The sequence below is a fragment of the Pseudomonas sp. TE9122 genome (assembly GCF_056278925.1).
In genome coordinates this window covers 3,606,496-3,624,594 of the sequence record NZ_JBWBQI010000001.1, presented here as the reverse complement: position 1 = coordinate 3,624,594, position 18,099 = coordinate 3,606,496, and the positions used below count along the sequence as shown (strand labels likewise).

15 protein-coding genes and 1 pseudogene are annotated in these 18,099 nt (G+C 62.2%); 11 read left to right on the top strand and 5 right to left on the bottom strand.

All coding sequences use genetic code 11. The annotated features are described in order from the left end of the window. Positions 1–3: 3 nt before the first annotated feature. The 5 genes and pseudogenes from kdpA to ACZ9BE_RS16240 all read left to right on the top strand — a co-directional run bounded on the left by kdpA (position 4) and on the right by ACZ9BE_RS16240 (position 8,167). Entirely contained in the window at positions 4–1,698 is a 1,695-nt protein-coding gene (gene kdpA / locus ACZ9BE_RS16260) for a potassium-transporting ATPase subunit KdpA (RefSeq protein WP_122611495.1), read from the top strand. Between the two features lie 10 nt (positions 1,699–1,708). Next, the gene (kdpB, locus tag ACZ9BE_RS16255) at positions 1,709–3,766 is read left to right on the top strand and encodes a potassium-transporting ATPase subunit KdpB (protein WP_476249696.1); all 2,058 of its coding nucleotides are present in this window, start codon (positions 1,709–1,711) and stop codon (positions 3,764–3,766) included. Positions 3,767–4,076: 310 nt separating this feature from the next. Next, complete coding sequence (gene kdpC / locus ACZ9BE_RS16250; RefSeq protein ID WP_041478316.1) at positions 4,077–4,622, top strand: potassium-transporting ATPase subunit KdpC; 546 nt, start codon at positions 4,077–4,079, stop codon at positions 4,620–4,622. A 145-nt stretch (positions 4,623–4,767) separates the two neighbouring features. Continuing rightward, a pseudogene (locus ACZ9BE_RS16245) lies at positions 4,768–7,420 on the top strand (DUF4118 domain-containing protein). A gap of 48 nt (positions 7,421–7,468) precedes the next feature. Further along, positions 7,469–8,167: a response regulator gene (locus ACZ9BE_RS16240; RefSeq protein WP_056788412.1), complete on the top strand. Its 699-nt coding sequence runs from the start codon at positions 7,469–7,471 to the stop codon at positions 8,165–8,167. 148 nt (positions 8,168–8,315) lie between these two features. Here ACZ9BE_RS16240 and ACZ9BE_RS16235 read toward each other — a convergent pair whose 3' ends face one another. Then, positions 8,316–9,353: a patatin-like phospholipase family protein gene (locus tag ACZ9BE_RS16235; protein ID WP_110601565.1), complete on the bottom strand. Its 1,038-nt coding sequence runs from the start codon at positions 9,351–9,353 to the stop codon at positions 8,316–8,318. Positions 9,354–9,567: 214 nt separating this feature from the next. On the opposite strand from ACZ9BE_RS16235, the gene ACZ9BE_RS16230 reads away from it, so the two are divergent. The 3 genes from ACZ9BE_RS16230 (at position 9,568) to ACZ9BE_RS16220 (ending at position 11,744) form a co-directional block, all read left to right on the top strand. Then, entirely contained in the window at positions 9,568–9,846 is a 279-nt protein-coding gene (locus ACZ9BE_RS16230) for a hypothetical protein (protein ID WP_016770894.1), read from the top strand. A 106-nt stretch (positions 9,847–9,952) separates the two neighbouring features. After that, complete coding sequence (locus ACZ9BE_RS16225) at positions 9,953–10,714, top strand: CHAD domain-containing protein (protein ID WP_262136195.1); 762 nt, start codon at positions 9,953–9,955, stop codon at positions 10,712–10,714. A gap of 235 nt (positions 10,715–10,949) precedes the next feature. Beyond that, a complete protein-coding gene (locus tag ACZ9BE_RS16220; protein ID WP_110601561.1) occupies positions 10,950–11,744 on the top strand; it encodes an acyl-CoA thioesterase in 795 nt (264 codons plus the stop codon). 1 nt (position 11,745) lies between these two features. Here the strand turns inward: ACZ9BE_RS16220 and ACZ9BE_RS16215 are convergent, their stop codons facing one another. The 3 genes from ACZ9BE_RS16215 to ACZ9BE_RS16205 all read right to left on the bottom strand — a co-directional run bounded on the left by ACZ9BE_RS16215 (position 11,746) and on the right by ACZ9BE_RS16205 (position 14,810). Next, entirely contained in the window at positions 11,746–12,111 is a 366-nt protein-coding gene (locus tag ACZ9BE_RS16215; protein WP_041478386.1) for a DUF962 domain-containing protein, read from the bottom strand. A 203-nt stretch (positions 12,112–12,314) separates the two neighbouring features. Further along, a complete protein-coding gene (locus tag ACZ9BE_RS16210) occupies positions 12,315–13,796 on the bottom strand; it encodes a methyl-accepting chemotaxis protein (RefSeq protein WP_476249695.1) in 1,482 nt (493 codons plus the stop codon). A 207-nt stretch (positions 13,797–14,003) separates the two neighbouring features. Further along, positions 14,004–14,810, bottom strand: a complete 807-nt coding sequence (locus tag ACZ9BE_RS16205) for a TatD family hydrolase (RefSeq protein WP_476249694.1) — start codon at positions 14,808–14,810, stop codon at positions 14,004–14,006. A gap of 234 nt (positions 14,811–15,044) precedes the next feature. On the opposite strand from ACZ9BE_RS16205, the gene ACZ9BE_RS16200 reads away from it, so the two are divergent. The 3 genes from ACZ9BE_RS16200 (at position 15,045) to ACZ9BE_RS16190 (ending at position 17,571) form a co-directional block, all read left to right on the top strand. Continuing rightward, a complete protein-coding gene (locus ACZ9BE_RS16200; RefSeq protein WP_476249693.1) occupies positions 15,045–16,466 on the top strand; it encodes an MltF family protein in 1,422 nt (473 codons plus the stop codon). A gap of 113 nt (positions 16,467–16,579) precedes the next feature. Then, entirely contained in the window at positions 16,580–17,014 is a 435-nt protein-coding gene (locus ACZ9BE_RS16195) for a DoxX family protein (RefSeq protein ID WP_039759946.1), read from the top strand. 248 nt (positions 17,015–17,262) lie between these two features. After that, the gene (locus ACZ9BE_RS16190; RefSeq protein WP_476249692.1) at positions 17,263–17,571 is read left to right on the top strand and encodes a class I SAM-dependent methyltransferase; all 309 of its coding nucleotides are present in this window, start codon (positions 17,263–17,265) and stop codon (positions 17,569–17,571) included. Between the two features lie 6 nt (positions 17,572–17,577). On the opposite strand, the gene greB is transcribed toward ACZ9BE_RS16190, so the two are convergent. Beyond that, positions 17,578–18,075, bottom strand: a complete 498-nt coding sequence (greB, locus tag ACZ9BE_RS16185) for a transcription elongation factor GreB (RefSeq protein WP_476249691.1) — start codon at positions 18,073–18,075, stop codon at positions 17,578–17,580. Between the last annotated feature and the right edge of the window lie 24 nt (positions 18,076–18,099).

Here is an 18,099-nt window from a genome sequence, read left to right as displayed (position 1 = left end):
GCTATGCACAGTTATGACTATTGGCTGATCCTCGGGTTTTTTGCGCTGGTCCTGCTGCCGGCGCCGTTCCTTGGGCGCTTCTATTACAAGGTGATGGAGGGCCAGCGCACCTGGCTGACGCCGATTCTCGGCCCGGTCGAGCGCGGTTGCTATCGCCTTGCCGGGGTCGATGCGCAGGCGGAGCAGAGCTGGCAGAAGTACACGCTGGCGCTGCTGGCGTTCAACCTTGCCGGTTTCCTGCTGCTGTTTGCGATTCTGCTGTTCCAGGATCACCTGCCGCTGAACCCGCAAAACCTGCCAGGCCAGGAATGGACCCAGGCGTTCAACACCGCGGTCAGTTTCATGACCAACACCAACTGGCAGTCCTACAGCGGCGAAGCGACCCTCAGCTATCTGAGCCAGATGGTCGGTCTCACCGTGCAGAACTTTGTCAGCGCCGCCACCGGCCTCGCCGTGCTGGTCGCGCTGTGCCGTGGCATCGGCCGTAAGTCGGCGCAGACCCTCGGCAACTTCTGGGTCGACATGACCCGCGCCACCCTCTATGGCTTGCTGCCGCTGTGCCTGCTGCTGGCGCTGTATCTGGTCTGGCAGGGCGTACCGCAAACTTTCGCTCAGTATGTAAATGCCGTGACCCTGCAAGGCGTCGATCAGGTGATCCCGCTCGGCCCGGCCGCCAGCCAGATTGCGATCAAGCAACTGGGTACCAACGGTGGCGGTTTCTTCGGGGTCAACTCGGCGCATCCGTTCGAGAACCCGACCGCGTGGAGCAACCTGTTCGAAGTCGCCTCGATCATTCTGATCCCGGTGGCGCTGGTGTTCACCTTCGGCCACTACGTCAAGGATCTGCGCCAGAGCCGCGCGATCATCGCCTGCATGCTGGCGTTGTTCCTGATCGGCGGTGCGACATCGTTGTGGGCCGAGTATCAGCCGAATCCGACCCTGAACAATGCCGCCGTCGAGCAGACCGCGCCGCTGGAAGGCAAGGAAGCGCGCTTCGGTACTACCGCGACGGTGCTGTGGTCGGTGACTACCACGGCGGCGTCGAACGGCTCGGTCAACGGCATGCACGATAGCCTCAACCCGCTCAGCGGCATGGTCGCGCTGGTCAACATGATGGTCGGCGAAGTGATCTTCGGCGGTGTCGGCGCCGGGCTCTACGGCATGTTGCTCAACGTGCTGATCGCGGTGTTCCTCGCCGGGCTGATGATCGGTCGTACGCCGGAATACCTCGGCAAGAAACTCCAGGCCCGCGAAGTGCAATTGCTGGTGGTGACGCTGCTGGTGATGCCCGTCGGCGTGCTGGTGCTCGGCGCGATTGCCGCCACGGTTCCCAGCGCTGCGGCAACCATCAGCAACCCCGGCGCGCATGGTTTCAGTCAGTTGCTCTATGCCTACACCTCGGCGAGCGCCAACAACGGTTCGGCGTTCGGTGGCCTGAGCGCGAACACGCCGTTCCACAACCTGATGCTCGGCCTGGGCATGTTGATCGGCCGTTTCGGCTACATCCTGCCGGTGCTGGCACTGGCCGGTAGCCTGGCGATGAAGAAAAGCGCACCGGTCGGCCAGAACAGCTTCCCGACTCACGGCCCGCTGTTCGTGACCCTGTTGACCGTGACCATTTTGCTGGTGGGCGGCCTGACGTTCCTGCCGACGCTGGCGCTCGGTCCTGTCGCCGAACATTTAAGTATGGGCTTCTAAGGAATCCATCATGAATATGCCTGCAATCAAACCCGCCGCCGTCAAAGCGCCGGAACAAGCCAAAACCGCGATCTCGGCCCTGTGGCGCCCGGCGCTGGTGCAAGCCTTCGTCAAGCTCGACCCACGGCAACTGGCGCGTTCGCCAGTGATGCTGGTGGTCGAACTGACGGCGATTTTCACCACCGTGCTGTGCTTCCTTCCGGATGCCGACGTGCCGACCTTCGTCGCCGCGCAAATCGCTCTGTGGCTGTGGTTCACCGTGCTGTTCGCCAACTTCGCCGAGGCCCTGGCCGAAGGTCGTGGCAAGGCCCGCGCCGACAGCCTCAAGGCCGGCAGCGAAGGCCTCAGCGCCCGCTGCCGCCAAGCTGATGGCAGCTTCAGGATCGTGCCGGCTGCCAATCTGCGCAAGGGCGACGTGGTACGAGTCGAAGCCGGGGAAATGATCCCCGGTGACGGCGAAGTCATCGAAGGTATTGCGGCGGTCAACGAAGCGGCGATCACTGGCGAATCGGCGCCGGTGATCCGCGAGTCCGGCGGCGACCGCTCCGCCGTCACCGGCAACACGCGGTTGGTGTCCGACTGGCTGCTGGTGAAGATCACCACCAACCCCGGTGAATCGACCCTCGACCGCATGATCGCCCTGGTCGAAGGCGCCAAGCGTCAGAAGACCCCGAACGAAGTGGCGCTGGATATCCTGCTGATCGGCCTGACCCTGATCTTTCTGCTGGTGGTCGTCACCCTGCAACCGTTCGCGCATTTCGCCAATGGCAGCCTGCCGCTGGTGTTCCTCGTGGCGTTATTGGTCACGCTGATCCCGACCACCATCGGCGGTCTGCTGTCGGCCATCGGTATCGCCGGGATGGATCGCCTCGTGCGCCTGAATGTGATCGCCAAATCCGGTCGCGCAGTGGAAGCGGCCGGTGACGTGCACGTGCTGTTGCTCGACAAGACCGGCACCATCACCTTCGGTAACCGTCGTTGCAGCGCGGTGTATGCCGCGCCGGGTGTGACCGGGCGTGAGCTGGCCGAAGGCGCGCTATTCGCCTCGCTGGCGGACGAAACTGCCGAGGGTAAATCCATTGTTGAGTACTTGCGCGGTCTGCATCCGCAGCCCGAGCCGGCCCCGGAAACCCTGATCGCCGTGCCGTTCAGCGCGGAAACCCGTTTGTCCGGCGTCGATTATCAGGGCCGCGTGTATCGCAAAGGCGCGGTGGATTCGCTGCTGGCGTTTCTCGGTAAACAGCGTAGCGATCTGGCCCCGGCGCTGGCGCGGGAAATCGACAAGATTGCCCAGAGCGGTGGCACGCCGTTGCTGGTCTGTGCAGACGGTAAGTTGCTTGGCGCGATCCATCTCAAGGACGTGGTCAAACCAGGCATCCGCGAGCGTTTTGCCGAGCTGCGCAAACTGGGGATTCGCACGGTGATGGTCACCGGCGACAACCCGCTGACCGCTGCTGCGATCGCCGCTGAAGCAGGCGTCGATGATGTGCTCGCCGAAGCCACGCCGGAGAAGAAACTCGCGCGCATCCGGCACGAGCAGAACGACGGTCGCCTGGTCGCCATGTGCGGCGACGGCGCCAACGACGCCCCGGCGCTGGCTCAGGCCGACGTCGGCATGGCGATGAACGATGGCACGCAAGCGGCACGCGAAGCGGCGAACATGGTCGACCTCGATAGCGACCCGACCAAGCTGCTCGACGTAGTGCAGATCGGCAAGGAATTGCTGGTGACCCGTGGCGCGCTGACGACCTTTTCCATCGCCAACGACATCGCCAAATACTTCGCGATTCTGCCGGCGCTGTTCGCCTCGATTTACCCGCAGCTGGGCGTGCTGAACATCATGCATCTGAGCAGTCCGCAGAGCGCGATTCTCTCAGCCATTGTGTTCAACGCGCTGATCATCGTTGTGCTGATTCCACTGGCATTGCGCGGCGTGCGCGTGCAGGCAGCGAGTGCGGCGGCGTTGCTGCGGCGCAATCTGCTGATCTATGGCGTCGGCGGGATTGTCGTGCCGTTCGTGGGGATCAAGGTGATCGACATGCTGCTTACGGCGTTGCATCTGGTGTGAGGCTGAAAAGAGCCCCTCACCCTAACCCTCTCCCAAAGGGAGAGGGGACTGACCGAGGTGTTTGTGCGAGGTTCGCCGACTTGAGATACCGAGGTGAATGCGCGATTGGAAAGCCAATCACCGTAGCGGACTGACCGAGGTGTTTGCGGGAGGTACGCCGGATGAAGTCCCGAGCCGAACTCAGGTTTTGAACAGCACAAAGATCGGCTCCCTTTCCCCCTCGCCCCCTTGGGGGAGAGGGCTGGGGTGAGGGGGAAAAATCTCCCTGACACCCTGCAAAAGTTTGCCCAACGAATTCGAGGGTTTTGAAATGTCCACAATGATACGCCCGGCCCTGACCCTGTTGGCGCTGATGACCCTGATCACCGGCGTCGCCTATCCACTCGCGGTCACCGGCATCGCCCAGGTCGCTTTCCCGGCTCAGGCCAACGGCAGCCTGATCCACGACGCCGACGGCAAAGTCCGCGGCTCGGCGCTGATTGCTCAGGATTTCAGCGGTGACAACTGGTTCCACCCACGCCCGTCCGCCGGGGCTTTTGCCACGGTCGCCAGCGGCGCCAGCAACCTCGCGCCAAGCAATCCGGCCCTGGCGACCCGCGTGATCGAAGACGCGCAAAAACAACAAGTCGCTGGGCAGGGGCCGGTGCCATTGGCCTTGCTGACCACCTCCGCCAGCGGTCTCGATCCGCACTTGCCACCGGCGGCAATTGCCTATCAACTGGCGCGTGTCGCGGCGGCGCGCAACCTGCCGGTGTCGACCTTGCAGCAACTGCTCGATAAGCACATCGAACAGCCGCTGGTTGGGCCGCCGGTGGTGAATGTGCTGGAGCTGAATCTGGCACTGCAAAACCTGTAATTCAGTTGATACCGATCGTTCCCACGCTCTGCGTGGGAATGCATCAATAGACGCTCTGCGTCTGCTTTTATGGGACGCAGAGCGTCCCGGACTGCATTCCCACGCAGAGCGTGGGAACGATCATTCGTAAGAGAGAACATCAAGCATGAGCGACTCCGGCCGCGCCGACGCACTGTTAGCAGACCTGCCCCGCGATGGCCGTGGCCGGCTCAAGGTTTTTCTCGGCGCCGCCCCCGGGGGTCGGCAAGACCTACGCCATGCTCCAGGCTGCCCACACGCAACTGCGCCAGGGCGTAAAGGTCCTGGCCGGCGTGGTCGAAACCCATGGCCGCGCCGAAACCGAAGCCTTGCTCGGCGGCCTGCCGCAGCAGCCGTTGGTGCGTAGCGAATACCGTGGCGTGCTGCTCGAAGAAATGGACCTCGACGGCATTCTCGCGGCCAAGCCGAAACTGGTGCTGGTCGATGAACTGGCCCACAGCAACGCCCCCGGCAGTCGCCACACGAAACGCTGGCAAGACATTCAGGAACTGCTCGCCGCCGGCATCGACGTGTTCACCACGGTCAACGTCCAGCACCTGGAAAGCCTCAATGATCAGGTGCGCGGCATCACTGGCGTGCAGGTGCGCGAAACCCTGCCGGACTGGGTCCTGCAGGAAGCTTTCGAGCTGCTGCTGATCGACTTGCCGCCGCGTGAATTGCTTGAGCGTCTGCGCGAAGGCAAGGTCTACGTGCCGGAACAGGCCCGCGCTGCGATCGATGCGTTTTTCACCCAGACCAATCTCACCGCACTGCGTGAACTGGCGATGCAGACCGCTGCCGCGCAGGTCGACAACGATCTCGCCCAGGGCTATCGCCAACTCGGCCAGGCGGCGCCGGCGGTGCGCGGGCGTTTGCTGGTCGGCATAGATGGCGATGCGCAGGCCGAACGGCTGGTGCGTCACGCCAGCCGCGTCGCCCAGCGTCGGCATCTGCCGTGGAGTCTGGTGCATGTCGACAACGGCAGTGCCCGTGACGAGCAATCGCGGTTGCGTTTGCAAAGCGCCCAGCAACTGGCCGAACGCCTTGGTGGCGAAGTGGTGCTGTTGCGTGCCGGCGAAGTGGCGAAAACCCTGATTCAACACGCCGCCGAGCGCCGCGCCAGTCTGTTGCTGGTCGGCCAGTCGCGGCCGCGCTTGCGCCGTCGACTGTTCGGCGGTGGTCTGGCGGCGCGCCTGCTGCGTCAGGCGCACGGTCTGGAAATCAACGTGCTCGACAGTGATCACGAGCAGCACCAACCGCGCACGCGTAATTCAGTCACGCTGGTGTGGTTCGACTATGCGCTGGCGCTGGTCGCGACGTTGTTGGCCACGGCCTTGGCTTGGGCGGTGTCGAGTGTGTTGCCGTTGCCGAACATCTCGCTGGTGTTTCTCGCGGCGGTGTTGCTGGTGGCGGTGCGCAGCAGCCTCGGCCCGGCGCTGGCCTGTGCGGCGTTGTCGTTTCTGACCTACGATTTTCTGTTCATTCCACCGAATTTCTCCTTCAGCATTCAGCGCGAAGAAGACGTGCTGACGCTGCTGTTCTTCCTGTTGATGGCGGCGCTCACCGGCAACCTCGCGGCGCGTCAGCGGCGGCAGTTGCAGGCCTTGCGCGATACCCAGGAAGAAACCAGCGAACTGCTCGACCTGTCCCGCAAACTCACCGCCGCGACCGACCGCCAGGCCGTGATCAGCGCCGCCGCGCAACACCTCGAAGGCTGGAGCGATGTGCAATTGTGCCTGCTCAACCGCGACGGCCAGGGCGGCTGGAAAGTCGAAACCGGCGGGCCGCTGCAATTCACCGAGGCCGAACGCGCCGCCGCCGATTGGGCCTGGCAACACGATCAACCGGCGGGCAAGGGCACCGGCACCTTGCCGCTGGGGCGTTGGTGGTGGTGGCCGTTGTCGGTCGAGGACGGGCCGCTGGCGCTGCTTGGTGTTTGCGCCAAGGAAGGCCAGAGCTTGAGCGGTCAGCGCCGGCGTTTGCTCACTGCGCTGAGCCAGCCGCTGGCGCAAGCCCTGGCCCGCGCGCAATTGGCCGATGACCTCGAAGCGGCGCGTCTGCACGGCGAAACCGAACAATTGCGCAGCGCCTTGCTGGCCTCGGTGTCCCACGATTTGCGCACGCCGCTGACGGCCATGCGCGGCAGCATCGACAGCCTGTTGGCCCTTGGCGAAGCGATTCCGCTGGAGGATCGCCGCGAGCTGCTCGAAGGCACCCGCGACGAAGCCGAACGCCTCGACCGCTACATCCAGAACCTGCTCGACATGACTCGGCTCGGCCACGGCGCCTTAAAGCTGGCGCGCGACTGGGTATCGCCGGCCGATATCGTCGGCAGTTCGCTCAATCGCCTGCGCGCCGTGCTGGCGCCGCTGCAGGTCAGCACCGAAGTGCCGGCCGAGTTGCCGTTGCTCTATGTGCACGCGGCGTTGATCGAACAGGCGCTGGTCAACGTGCTGGAGAACGCCGCGCGCTTTTCCCCTAGCCACGGTCGCCTGCAACTGCGCGCCGGTGCCGATGAGCAGGAAATTTTCTTTGCGGTCAGCGATGAAGGCCCGGGGATTCCCGAAGAGGATCGAGCGAAGATTTTCGACATGTTCTACACCGCCGCGCGCGGTGATCGCGGCGGGCAGGGCACGGGGTTGGGACTGGCGATCTGTCAGGGCATGGTCGGCGCGCACGGCGGGCGTATTTCCGTGGCTGACGGCATCGACGGGCGCGGCACCTGCATCACCTTGCACCTGCCGTTGCAGGCACAACCGGGGATGGACGGTGAAGCTTGAAGTCGACTGCGCTACTCTCTTGCCAATCTATTGTGTTGATGTGAATTCATGAGCCAGACCGCGACCATTTTGGTCATCGACGACGAACCGCAGATCCGCAAATTCCTGCGCATCAGCCTCGCTTCACAAGGCTACAAAGTGCTCGAAGCCGGCACCGGCGCTGAAGGCCTGGCACAAGCCGCGCTGAGCAAACCTGACCTGGTGGTGCTCGACCTCGGGTTGCCGGACATGGACGGTCAGCAGGTCCTGCGCGAGTTGCGCGAATGGGCGACCACGCCGGTACTGGTGCTGTCGGTGCGCGCCAGTGAAGGGCAAAAGGTCGAAGCGCTGGATGGCGGCGCGAACGACTACGTGACCAAACCGTTCGGCATTCAGGAATTTCTCGCCCGGGTTCGCGCGTTGTTGCGCCAGGCACCGGCGGGGGAGGCGCAGCCAGCGGCGCTGAGTTTCGGCCCTCTGACCGTGGATCTGGCCTATCGACGGGTGCTGCTCGATGGCGCCGAAGTCGCCCTGACCCGCAAGGAATATGCGGTGCTGGCGCAACTGGCGCGGCATCCGGGGCGGGTGATCACCCAGCAGCAGTTGCTCAAGGATATCTGGGGGCCGACGCACACCGAGGACAGTCATTATCTGCGCATCGTGGTCGGGCACCTGCGGCAGAAACTGGCGGATGACCCGACCCGGCCGCGGTTTATCGTGACTGAGGCGGGGGTGGGGTATCGGTTGTTGAGTGCTGATGGGTTGTAGTTTTGTGTTGTATGGTCGGGCGCCATCGCGGGCAAGCCCGCTCCCACAGTGAGCTATGTATCACCCAGATTTCATTCCCGCCGAGAACCCTGTGGGAGCGGGCTTGCCCGCGATGAGGCCGGAACATTCACCCACAGCCTTCAGGTAATCAACCCTGCTCCTGCTCATACCGATCCAGCGTATCACTGGCAATCTCCCGCCCCAGCGCGATCAACTCCGGCGCCTTGTAGAACTCGAAAAACCGGCACACCCGCTTCGGCACGTTGATCAGGATATCCGGCGGATACCCGGCAATCTTGTACTGCGCCAGTGAGGTCTGCATCACCTCGAAACTCTGGTTGATCAAATCCAGCAGCGACGCCGGCCCGACGTTATCGATGATGAACGAACCGGTGGCGGATTTCGGCGCGCCTTCGCGTTCCGGGGCGGAGGCCGGTTGCTGGCTTTCCGGCTCGACGCCCTCAAGCCACGGATTGATCTCCGCCGCCTCGGCGCGCAAGGCTTCCTGTTCCAGCTTCAACAATTGCTCGGCCTGTTTACGGCGGAACGGCAACTTCGAACCCATGGATTTGATCAGACTGTCGAAGCGCGAACGGAATGCCGCCGGCCGCTCGATCACCGGCAACTTGTACTGGCGCTGATTGGTGGCGTTGAGGTTGACCGCGATGATCAGGTCGCAATGGCTCGACACCACCGGAACGATCGGCAACGGATTGAGAATGCCGCCGTCGACCAGCATGCGGTTGCCCTGCATCACCGGGGTAAACAGGCTGGGAATCGCCGCCGAGGCGCGCATGGCCTGATGCAGGCAGCCTTCCTGAAACCAGATTTCCTGTTGATTGGTCAGGTCGGCGGCGACGGCGGTGTAGGGAATGCGCAGGTCTTCGATGTTGATCTCGCCGACGATCTTGCGAATCTGCCCGAAGACCTTTTCGCCGCGAATCGCGCCGAGACGAAAACTCACATCAACCAGGCGCAGCACGTCGAGGTAATCGAGGCTTTCGATCCAGCGCCGGTACTCATCCAGTTTGCCGGCGGCATAGATCCCGCCGACCACCGCGCCCATCGAACAACCGGCAATGCAGGCGATGTCGTAGCCGCGTCTTTCAATTTCTTCGATTACGCCGATATGGGCATAGCCCCGGGCGCCACCGGAGCCCAGTACCAGTGCGACACGCTTTTTCATCAAACTTCCTCCGGACAAGCCTGCACAATGCACGCATCGGCCAAGCGGCTCAATCGCCAAGGTCGTTGCGCGAAGCGGTGACGTCGTTTTTCGTTCGCGGCGCACGCTTGCGCGCTATGCTCTGCGCCACGTGGTTTGACCGATCAGCGAGGCACTTTTTCACCGCTTGACCGTCTTACCTGCACGACTGTTGACCTACCTTGAGGTGTGAGTGATGAAAGCCTGGATCTGTGTACCGTTGATGGCTCTGGTTCTGGCCGGTTGCGCCGGCAAAACCGCGTACCGCGACAGCTGCGGCAGCCAACTCGATGCGGCCTGGCACGAACTGGACCTGGCCAAGGCTGAAGGCTTCGCCGGCACCGTCAGCTATTCCAAAGCGCTGTCGCTGCTGACCGCCGCCAAGACCCAGCAACAATTCGAAGGCTTCGAAGGCTGCAGCAAGAAAGCCGAGAAAGCCCGCTTCTACATTCGCGAATCCCGCGCAGGAAGATAAAAAAGCAGCTGCAAGTTTCAAGCTGCAAGCGGCAAGCTTTGAAGCAAACGCATTCAGCTTGAAGCTTGTAGCTAGAAGCTTGCCGCTGTCTACGGAGTAGACCCCCATGATCGATCGCTTGGTGGCTCATGTTTTGAGCCTGGATGTGCGGCTGCTGGCATGTCAGGCGCGCTTGACTGCGCGCACTGATCCGGAGGCGTTGCATGATTTGCGCACTACGGTGCGGCGCTTGCGCAGTCTGTTGCGGCCGTTGCGCGGCTTGCCGGGTGTCGAGCAACTGGAGGCGGCGGCTTCTGCGGTGGGCGATCTGACCACACCGTGGCGTGATCGCGAAGTGCTGGCGGCGTATCTGCTCGAGCATGATCAACCCGAAGCTGCGCAGCGGCGTCTGGCGCAAATGGCCGAAGCGTATCCGGCGCTGGCGGCGAGTGCGGAACTGGCTTCGCTGCTGATGATTCTCGACGCGTTTCCACGATTTTTGCGCGCGTCCCAGCGTCAGGGGCTGCTCAAGGATCTGGATAAACGCATCGAAAAACGCTTGGGCAAACAATGGCAGAAGCTCGACGCGGCGCTGCACGATCCCGCCCATGACCGCCATCGTCTGCGCCTGCTGATCAAGCGCGTACGCTATGGCATCGAAGCCTATCCCGAGCTCGATCGCTTGCCGAAACCGGCTTACAAACGCCTGAAATCGGCGCAAGGCGCATTGGGCGACTGGCACGATTGCTGGCAATGGCTGGCCCGGGCCGAGCAGGAAGCCGATCTGCAACCGTGCGTGGCGACTTGGCAGGCGGGGTTGATCAAGGCAGAGCTGAAGGCCGATCAAGTGCTGGAAAAGCTCAGCGTGACCTGTTTCAAACATTCCTGAAGATGACTCCGTTCCCTGTGGGAGCGAGCCTGCTCGCGAAGAGGCCGTGTCAGTCGCAATCGTTGTCGACTGATCGACCGCTTTCGCGAGCAGGCTCGCTCCCACAAGGTGATTTGTCGCTTGAAGGAATCGGGCCAAGGCCTATCTGTCAGCCCATTTGACCGGAATAGACGCTGCGTCGCCGCCCGGGGCTGGGTAAGATCCGCGCATTCCTTTCTCGTTTTCCGAGGTTGTCATGCGCTTTTGCGATCTGCTCGATGCTGTCCGCCAACAACCTGAAGTGACCATCCCCGCCGAATGGGGGCAGGGCCGTGCCAGCTTTGGCGGGCTGGTGGCCGCGCTGCAATTTGAAGCCATGCGCGCCAGGGTGCCGACGGAGCGCCCGGTCCGTTCGCTGGCGATTACCTTTGTCGGCCCGGTCGAGCCGGAAGTGCCGGTGAGTTTCGAAGTCGACGTGCTGCGTGAAGGCAAAGCCGTCAGCCAGGTGTTGGGCCGCGCCATGCAAAATGGCCAAGTGGTGACGATCATTCAGGGCAGCTTCGGTGCCTCGCGGCCTTCGGAAGTCGCCGTCGAAGCCTATCCGGCGCCCACCATGAAACACTGGGACGAGTGCCAGGAGCTGCCGTACATCAAAGGCGTGACCCCGGAATTCATGCGCCATCTGGCGATGCGCTGGAGCGTCGGCGGCATTCCGTTTTCCGGCACGGCATCGCGCTTGATGGGCGGCTGGGTGCGGTTGCGTGGGGATGTCAAAGAGGAGTCGGTCAACGAGGCGCATCTGCTGGCGCTGGTGGATGCCTGGCCTCCGGCGCTGTTGCCGTATCTGAAGAAACCGGCACCGGGTAGTACGCTGACCTGGACCATCGAATTCGTGCAGCCGTTACACGACTTGAGCACGCTGGATTGGTGCCAATACCTGGCCGACATCGAGTACGCAGCCGACGGCTACGGCCATGTCGCCGCGAAGTTGTGGAGTGCGAAAGGGGAGTTGATTGCCATGAGTCGGCAGACCGTGACGATCTTCGCCTGACTCAATGCCGACGGTGGCGCTCACGCCAGGCGCGCCACCAGCCACCGCTGAGAAAGAACCGCGGAAAGGTCAGAAACTGCTCGACCAGCAAACGTGACACGGCATCTTTGCGATCACTGAATGGCTCGGAGGCTTGCGCCTCCAGGCCGTGGCCGTGGCGCTGCAGACCCAGCGCCGCGACGATACCGATCACGCCGATGGCGACGCTGGCCAGACTCAGGCTGAACACCCCCGACACGATCAGCAGAAACGCCACGATGAACAACGGCACGGCAATCAGGTGCAGGACCAGATTGGTCGGATGCTGATGATTGCCCGGGTAAGCGCGCCATTGCCACGCGGGAAGGTTGGGGTGACGTTTGCCCATGTTTGCTACTCCTCGATCCATGTTGAACTTCATGGTTGAAGAATAGGCCCGGGCGCGGAGGGCGGCGAATCAAGGTTGGCTATTGAAGTGATAGCCGTCATCGCAGGATTCGATGTAGATGCCTCTGACGCCTTCGCGAGCAGGCTCGCTCCCACATTGATTCAATGGTGCATGTGGGAGCGAGCCTGCTCGCGAAAGCGGACTCACAATTTCAACTGACCTATCGCCTTGTTCAGCGCCCCGGCCAGCGTCGCCAGCTCATTACTGGTCGTCGCCGAATCCACCGTCTGCTGCACGGTATTTTCAGTCACGTCACGAATACTCACCACCGCCCGGTTCATCTCCTCGGCAACCTGACTCTGCTGTTCCGCCGCCACGGCAATCTGCGTGTTGCTTTCACGCATCTGCGCCACCGCTCCGGTGATTTCCGCCAGCGCCGCGCCAGCCTCCTGCGCCTGCTGCACGCAGTCGTCGGCCTTGTACGAACTCTCCTGCATGAAATCCACCGCATCGCGGGTGCCAGCCTGCAACGCGGCGATCATGCCGGTGATCTCGTCGGTGGACGCCTGCACGCGCTTGGCGAGGTTGCGCACTTCATCGGCGACCACGGCAAAGCCGCGCCCCATCTCCCCAGCGCGGGCCGCTTCGATCGCCGCATTCAGCGCGAGCAGATTGGTCTGTTCGGCAATGCTGTGAATCACGCTGACCACGCCGTTGATCTTCTGGCTGTCCTCGGCCAGGCGTTGAATCATTTCTGCCGTCTGCTGCACGCCGCTGGACAACCCGGCAATCGATTGCTGCACCCGCGCCACCACCTGCTGACCGCTTCCAGCGAGACCATCGGCGGTTTTCGACAGATCGCGGGTGGCGCCGGCGTGTTGCGCGATGTGATAAACGGTGGCGGTCATTTCGTTGATCGCGGTGGCAGCCTGATCGGTTTCGCTTTGCTGGCCGAGCATGCCGTGGCGCACATCATTCATGCTCGAGGCCAGCCGCGCAGCGCCGTCATCCAGTTGTCGCGCGGTGCTGGCAACTGTGGTTACGACGCGTTGATAACCGGCCTGCATGGCGTTGAAGGCATTGGCCATCTGCCCGACTTCGTCCTTGCCCACCAGCGGCACACGAGCAGAAAGATCGCCGGTTTTTTCAACGTGCAGCATTACGTCTTTCAACGTGTTGAGCTGGCTGAGCAGAAAGCGGATCAGCAGTTGCGAAGCGCCGAGCATCGCCAGCATCAGGACGAAGACCGCCAGCGCATAGTTGGCGAAACGCTCGCTGAACACCTGGCTCAGGCTCGGGGCATAGGCGATGACCGCCACTTGCTCACCGTCGGCACGGCTGAACACTTCGGCGCCCAGCAACGGGTCGTCACCGAACAGTGGCATTTCATTGATGGCGTTCCAGCCGTTGCTGCCGCTGATTTCCAGCAGCGGTTGATCATTGAGACGCGGCGCTTCACCGCGCTTGAAGGTCAGCACTTGAGCGGACTTGGGCAACGGTTGCCCGGACGGCCAGGCCCTGAGCAACTGCGCCTGCGCCTGCGCGGACACCTGCGCGGCATGGCTGCGGGCCCGTTGTTCGAGATGCACGGCGTACAGTACGAGCAGCAGGGTGGTGACAAAGGCGACCGCGTTGACCGCCCAGAATTTGTATTTCAGCGAGATGTTGCTAAGCCAGGCACCCATGGAGGTCTTCTCTGATAGCGGAAACAGTTTTGGCAAGGTGCCATTATTGTGCCGCTATGCAGATTCGGGAGTTTTGATATGAATCAACAGATGCCGAGATCTATTGTGGGAGCGAGCCTGCTCGCGAAAGTGCTGCGTTATTCAGCCCATTTGTAGCTGATCCACCGCCTTCGCGAGCAGGCTCGCTCCCACAGGGGACGTGTGCAGTCAGGGGAGAATGGGGAGTTTAAAAAACGCCCGGGCACACGCGGTGCTATGCGCGGCCAGCGCTTCCTCGGTCTCGCCGCGATGCAACGCCACCTCGCGCAACACGTCGGTCAGATACGCCGGTTCGTTGCGGCCGTTTTTCGGCTTCGGCCGCAACGTGCGCGGCAGCAGATATGGCGCGTCGCTTTCCAGCATCAGCCGTCCCGCTTTGATCTCTTTGACCAGTGGATGCAGATGCGTGCCCCGGCGTTCGTCGCAGATCCAGCCGGTGATGCCGATGTGCAGATCCAGATCGAGGTAGCTGAACAAGGCCTTTTGCTCGCCAGTGAAGCAGTGCACCACCGCTGCCGGCAGTTGATCGCGGAAGTCCTTGAGGATCTCCAGCAGCCGCTGGCTGGCATCGCGCTCGTGCAGGAACACCGGCAATTGCAGCTCGACGGCCAGCGCCAGGTGCTCTTCGAGAACCTTTTCCTGTTGCGGGCGCGGGGAGAAGTCGCGGTTGAAATCCAGCCCGCATTCGCCCACCGCGACGACGTTGGATTCGTTCAACAGACTGCGCAGGCGACGAGCACTGTCAGCGTTCCAGTCGCTGGCCGAATGCGGGTGAATACCGGCGGTGGCGAACAGCCGTTGGCCGCTTTCATCCAGTTGCTGGCACAGTTCCAGCGCCTGCTCGCTGCCCTCGACGCTGGTGCCAGTCAGCACCAGTTGGCAGACGCCTGCGGCATAGGCGCGGTCGAGCACGGCCTGGTGTTTGTCGGCGAAACTGGGGTTGGTCAGGTTGACGCCGATATCGATGAGTTGCATGGTGCTACCTCGGGCCGAAGGCCGGAAAGCATATCAGAGCTGTAGATTTATAAGAAAAGCCAAGAACTACAAAGACTTATGGCTGTCTGTTGAGGCCGCGAAGAACTCCGGGGTGGCGACGATGCCATCACTGTGCCAGTCTCTCGCACTTTATCAGCGCTCAAAGCGCTCTGTTTTCGTCGGTGATGTCGTCTTTTTTGCGACGAATCGCCCCGTATTCTTTTCGGAGAGTGGATGCATCGTCCCTCGGTTCTGCTGCTGTTGTGTGCTGCGTTGCTGCTGCCGATGACGGCGGTCGCGCGCCTGCCCGGGCCGCTGCAAGCCGTGCCGGCGAGCAAGGTTCGCGACCTCTCCGAAATCCGCAGCAGCCGCGTGTTGCGAGTGTTGGTCAATCAGAGCCGCAACAGCTCCGGCGAGGTCCAGGGCCAGGCCATCGGTGTCGAGTACCACCGACTGCGCGCGTTCGAGCAATACCTCAATGGCCATGCTCGCGACGGCCAGGAAGTCACCCTCAAGATCATTCCCAAAGCCAAGGATCAATTGCTCGGCGCCTTGCAGCGCGGCGAAGGCGATATGGTCGCGCCCGGTGAATTGCTCGATCTGCCTTCTGGCTACGCGGTCGCCAGCAGTGAGCCAATTGCCAGCAACGTGCCGCTGGTGCTGGTCGGGATCAAGGGCCAGCGCCGTTACACCAAGGTCGAGCAACTGTCCGGCAAGACCCTGGCCTTGCCCACCGGTAGTGCGGCGGGGGAGGTGGTCAGTCAGCTCAACCAGAAACTGGCGCTGCACAAACTGGCGCCGATCGATATCGAGTGGGTCGATCCGACGCTTGCGGTCGAAGATGTGCTGGAGATGGTTCAGGGCGGGATTTTCCACCTGACCATTGTCGAGCAACCGATTGCCGAGCGTTGGGGCAAGATCCTGCCGAAACTGCGTCTCGATCGGCAACTGAGCCTCGGCGAGCCGGGCGAAGAACATTGGTTCGTGCGTCGCGATGCGTCGATGTTGCGCGCGAGCATTGATCGCTTCCTCACCGGTTACAAGAGACCGTCGGACGAAGACGCCGCGTTCCTGCGCATCTATCGACGCCTGTATCAAGTACACAATCCGCTGGCCAAGGCCGATCGCCAGCGTCTGGAAAAACTCCGTCCAACCCTGCAGAAGCATGCCGACGCGCAGAACATGGACTGGCTCAATCTGGCGGCGCTGGCGTTCAAGGAATCGCGTCTGCAGCCCAACGCTCGCAGCGGCAGCGGCCCGACCGGGCTGATGCAGATCACCCCGTCCGCCGCGCAGCGGGTCGGCGTAAGCAATATCCAGAATCTCGATGCGAATGTGCAGGCCGGCGCCAAGTACCTGGCGATGATCCGCCGCAAGTTCTTCAGCAGCCCGAAACTCAACGAGCGTGAGCGCATGGCTTTCACCCTCGCCGCGTACAACATCGGCCCCGAGCGCGTGCAGGGCATGCGCGCCGAAGCCCGCCGCCGCGGCCTCAATCCCAACCAGTGGTTCTTCCAGGTCGAGCGCATTGCCATGGAGCAGGTGGGGATGGGCGCCGTCAGCTATGTTAATAGCGTGAACAAGTATTACCTGGCATTCGACCGGGAGCGTGAGTCGCTCGAGCCCCGGCAGCAGAAAGTGGTCATACGGAAATAATCTAAAAATTCGATTGTTATGGCGAAATATTTGCGCTTTAAACATGAAATAAACTGATTAATATGGCGACCAACCCAAACACACAAACACTTCTGCACAACAAGGAATGCACCATGAGCTCTCTGATCAACAAGGTTCTGTTCACCCGCGCCGGTTACGGCCTGACTGTCCTGCGCATTGCTGTCGGCGTGATCTTCGCCGCCCACGGTTCGCAGAAACTCTTTGGTCTGTTCGGTGGTTACGGCCTGGCCGGCACCGCGCAATGGATGGAAAGCATCGGCCTGACCCCCGGCTATCTGATGGCCTCGCTGGCCGGCGGTACCGAGTTCTTCGCCGGTCTGGCGCTGATCATCGGCTTGCTGGTACGCCCGGCGGCACTGGGTCTGGCGTTCCTCTCGCTGGTGGCGATCTTCTCGGTGCACATCGGCAACGGTCTGTTCATGGCCAACAACGGTTATGAGTTCGCTCTGGCTCTGCTGGCCGGCAGCATCGCGGTACTGATCGAAGGTGCCGGCAAGCTCTCGGCGGATCGCGCCATCGCCGGTTGAAGGCTCTGGCTCAAGGCAAAGGCCCGCATTGCGCGGGCCTTTTTTGTTGCTGGCGATTCTTGACACTGATCGGTCACGTTCTCTAGGATGTTGCCCATGCGCCGATTTAAACAGCTACTTGCGGGGCGCCAGGTGACTTCTACAGTTACCGTCAGAAGCCGGAACAGGGCTTCGAAATACCGCTAAAGCGCTGGTTCGGTGTTGCCTCTCACCTGCCATGCAGACTTTTGAGGCAGAGACACGACACGATGAACGCACTACGCCCTCCAGCACGTCCCGCGCCGATCACGGCACATGTCACCCAGCGCAACCCGAAAATCCTTCTTGGCGGCAAACACCAGCCGACGCTGTTGCGTTATCTCGATGGCTGGCCACGTCGCAGCGGCGGTCCTGCCGCGTTCCTGATCCAGTTTTTCGATGACGGCGAGTCGCTGGCGCGTTTTGCTACGGACAGCTTCGATCTGGCGGTGATTCAGGCGCCGAGCGCAGAAGATGCGCCGGACATGATCAAGCAACTGACCCGCGTAGCGCGGCAGGGCCTGATCACTCGGCTCTGATCAGTCTTACGGGTATTCAATCGCAACGATGTAAACGAACTGCTCGCCGGTCGGCGCCTGCACCCGCACTTCTGCGTCGAGTGCCTTGCCGATCAGCGCGCGGGCGAGCGGCGAGTCGATGCTGATCAAACCCCGTTTGAGGTCCAGTTCATCGGGGCCGACAATGCGGTAGCGCGACTGCTTGCCGTCCTCGTCTTCGATGGTTACCCAAGCGCCGAAATAGACTTTGTTCGGGTCGCTGGGTTTTTCGCTGACTACCTTGAGCGCTTCCAGGCGTTTGGTGAGAAAACGCACGCGACTGTCGATTTCGCGCAGCATCTTCTTGCCGTAGGTGTATTCGGCGTTTTCCGAACGATCACCCTGCGCCGCCGCTTCACTCACCGCCTGGGTGACCTGCGGGCGACGCACATGCCACAACTCATGGAATTCGGCGCGCATCCGCGCTTCACCCTCGGGGGTGATCAGCGCGGTGCCAGCGGTGCGGGGAGGGCGATAACGGCTCATGGCGACTTCTTGTGATTAAGACCG

Excerpts from the sequence above, each read along its gene's own strand:
- greB (WP_476249691.1), bottom strand. The coding sequence starts at position 18,075 with ATGAGCCGTTATCGCCCTCCCCGCACCGCTGGCACCGCGCTGATCACC.
- ACZ9BE_RS16210 (WP_476249695.1), bottom strand. The coding sequence starts at position 13,796 with ATGGGTGCCTGGCTTAGCAACATCTCGCTGAAATACAAATTCTGGGCG.
- ACZ9BE_RS16225 (WP_262136195.1), top strand. The coding sequence starts at position 9,953 with ATGATCGATCGCTTGGTGGCTCATGTTTTGAGCCTGGATGTGCGGCTG.
- ACZ9BE_RS16230 (WP_016770894.1), top strand. The coding sequence starts at position 9,568 with ATGAAAGCCTGGATCTGTGTACCGTTGATGGCTCTGGTTCTGGCCGGT.
- ACZ9BE_RS16215 (WP_041478386.1), bottom strand. The coding sequence starts at position 12,111 with ATGGGCAAACGTCACCCCAACCTTCCCGCGTGGCAATGGCGCGCTTAC.
- ACZ9BE_RS16195 (WP_039759946.1), top strand. The coding sequence starts at position 16,580 with ATGAGCTCTCTGATCAACAAGGTTCTGTTCACCCGCGCCGGTTACGGC.
- ACZ9BE_RS16235 (WP_110601565.1), bottom strand. The coding sequence starts at position 9,353 with ATGAAAAAGCGTGTCGCACTGGTACTGGGCTCCGGTGGCGCCCGGGGC.
- kdpB (WP_476249696.1), top strand. The coding sequence starts at position 1,709 with ATGAATATGCCTGCAATCAAACCCGCCGCCGTCAAAGCGCCGGAACAA.
- ACZ9BE_RS16200 (WP_476249693.1), top strand. The coding sequence starts at position 15,045 with ATGCATCGTCCCTCGGTTCTGCTGCTGTTGTGTGCTGCGTTGCTGCTG.
- ACZ9BE_RS16190 (WP_476249692.1), top strand. The coding sequence starts at position 17,263 with ATGAACGCACTACGCCCTCCAGCACGTCCCGCGCCGATCACGGCACAT.
- ACZ9BE_RS16240 (WP_056788412.1), top strand. The coding sequence starts at position 7,469 with ATGAGCCAGACCGCGACCATTTTGGTCATCGACGACGAACCGCAGATC.
- kdpC (WP_041478316.1), top strand. The coding sequence starts at position 4,077 with ATGTCCACAATGATACGCCCGGCCCTGACCCTGTTGGCGCTGATGACC.
- ACZ9BE_RS16220 (WP_110601561.1), top strand. The coding sequence starts at position 10,950 with ATGCGCTTTTGCGATCTGCTCGATGCTGTCCGCCAACAACCTGAAGTG.
- kdpA (WP_122611495.1), top strand. The coding sequence starts at position 4 with ATGCACAGTTATGACTATTGGCTGATCCTCGGGTTTTTTGCGCTGGTC.
- ACZ9BE_RS16205 (WP_476249694.1), bottom strand. The coding sequence starts at position 14,810 with ATGCAACTCATCGATATCGGCGTCAACCTGACCAACCCCAGTTTCGCC.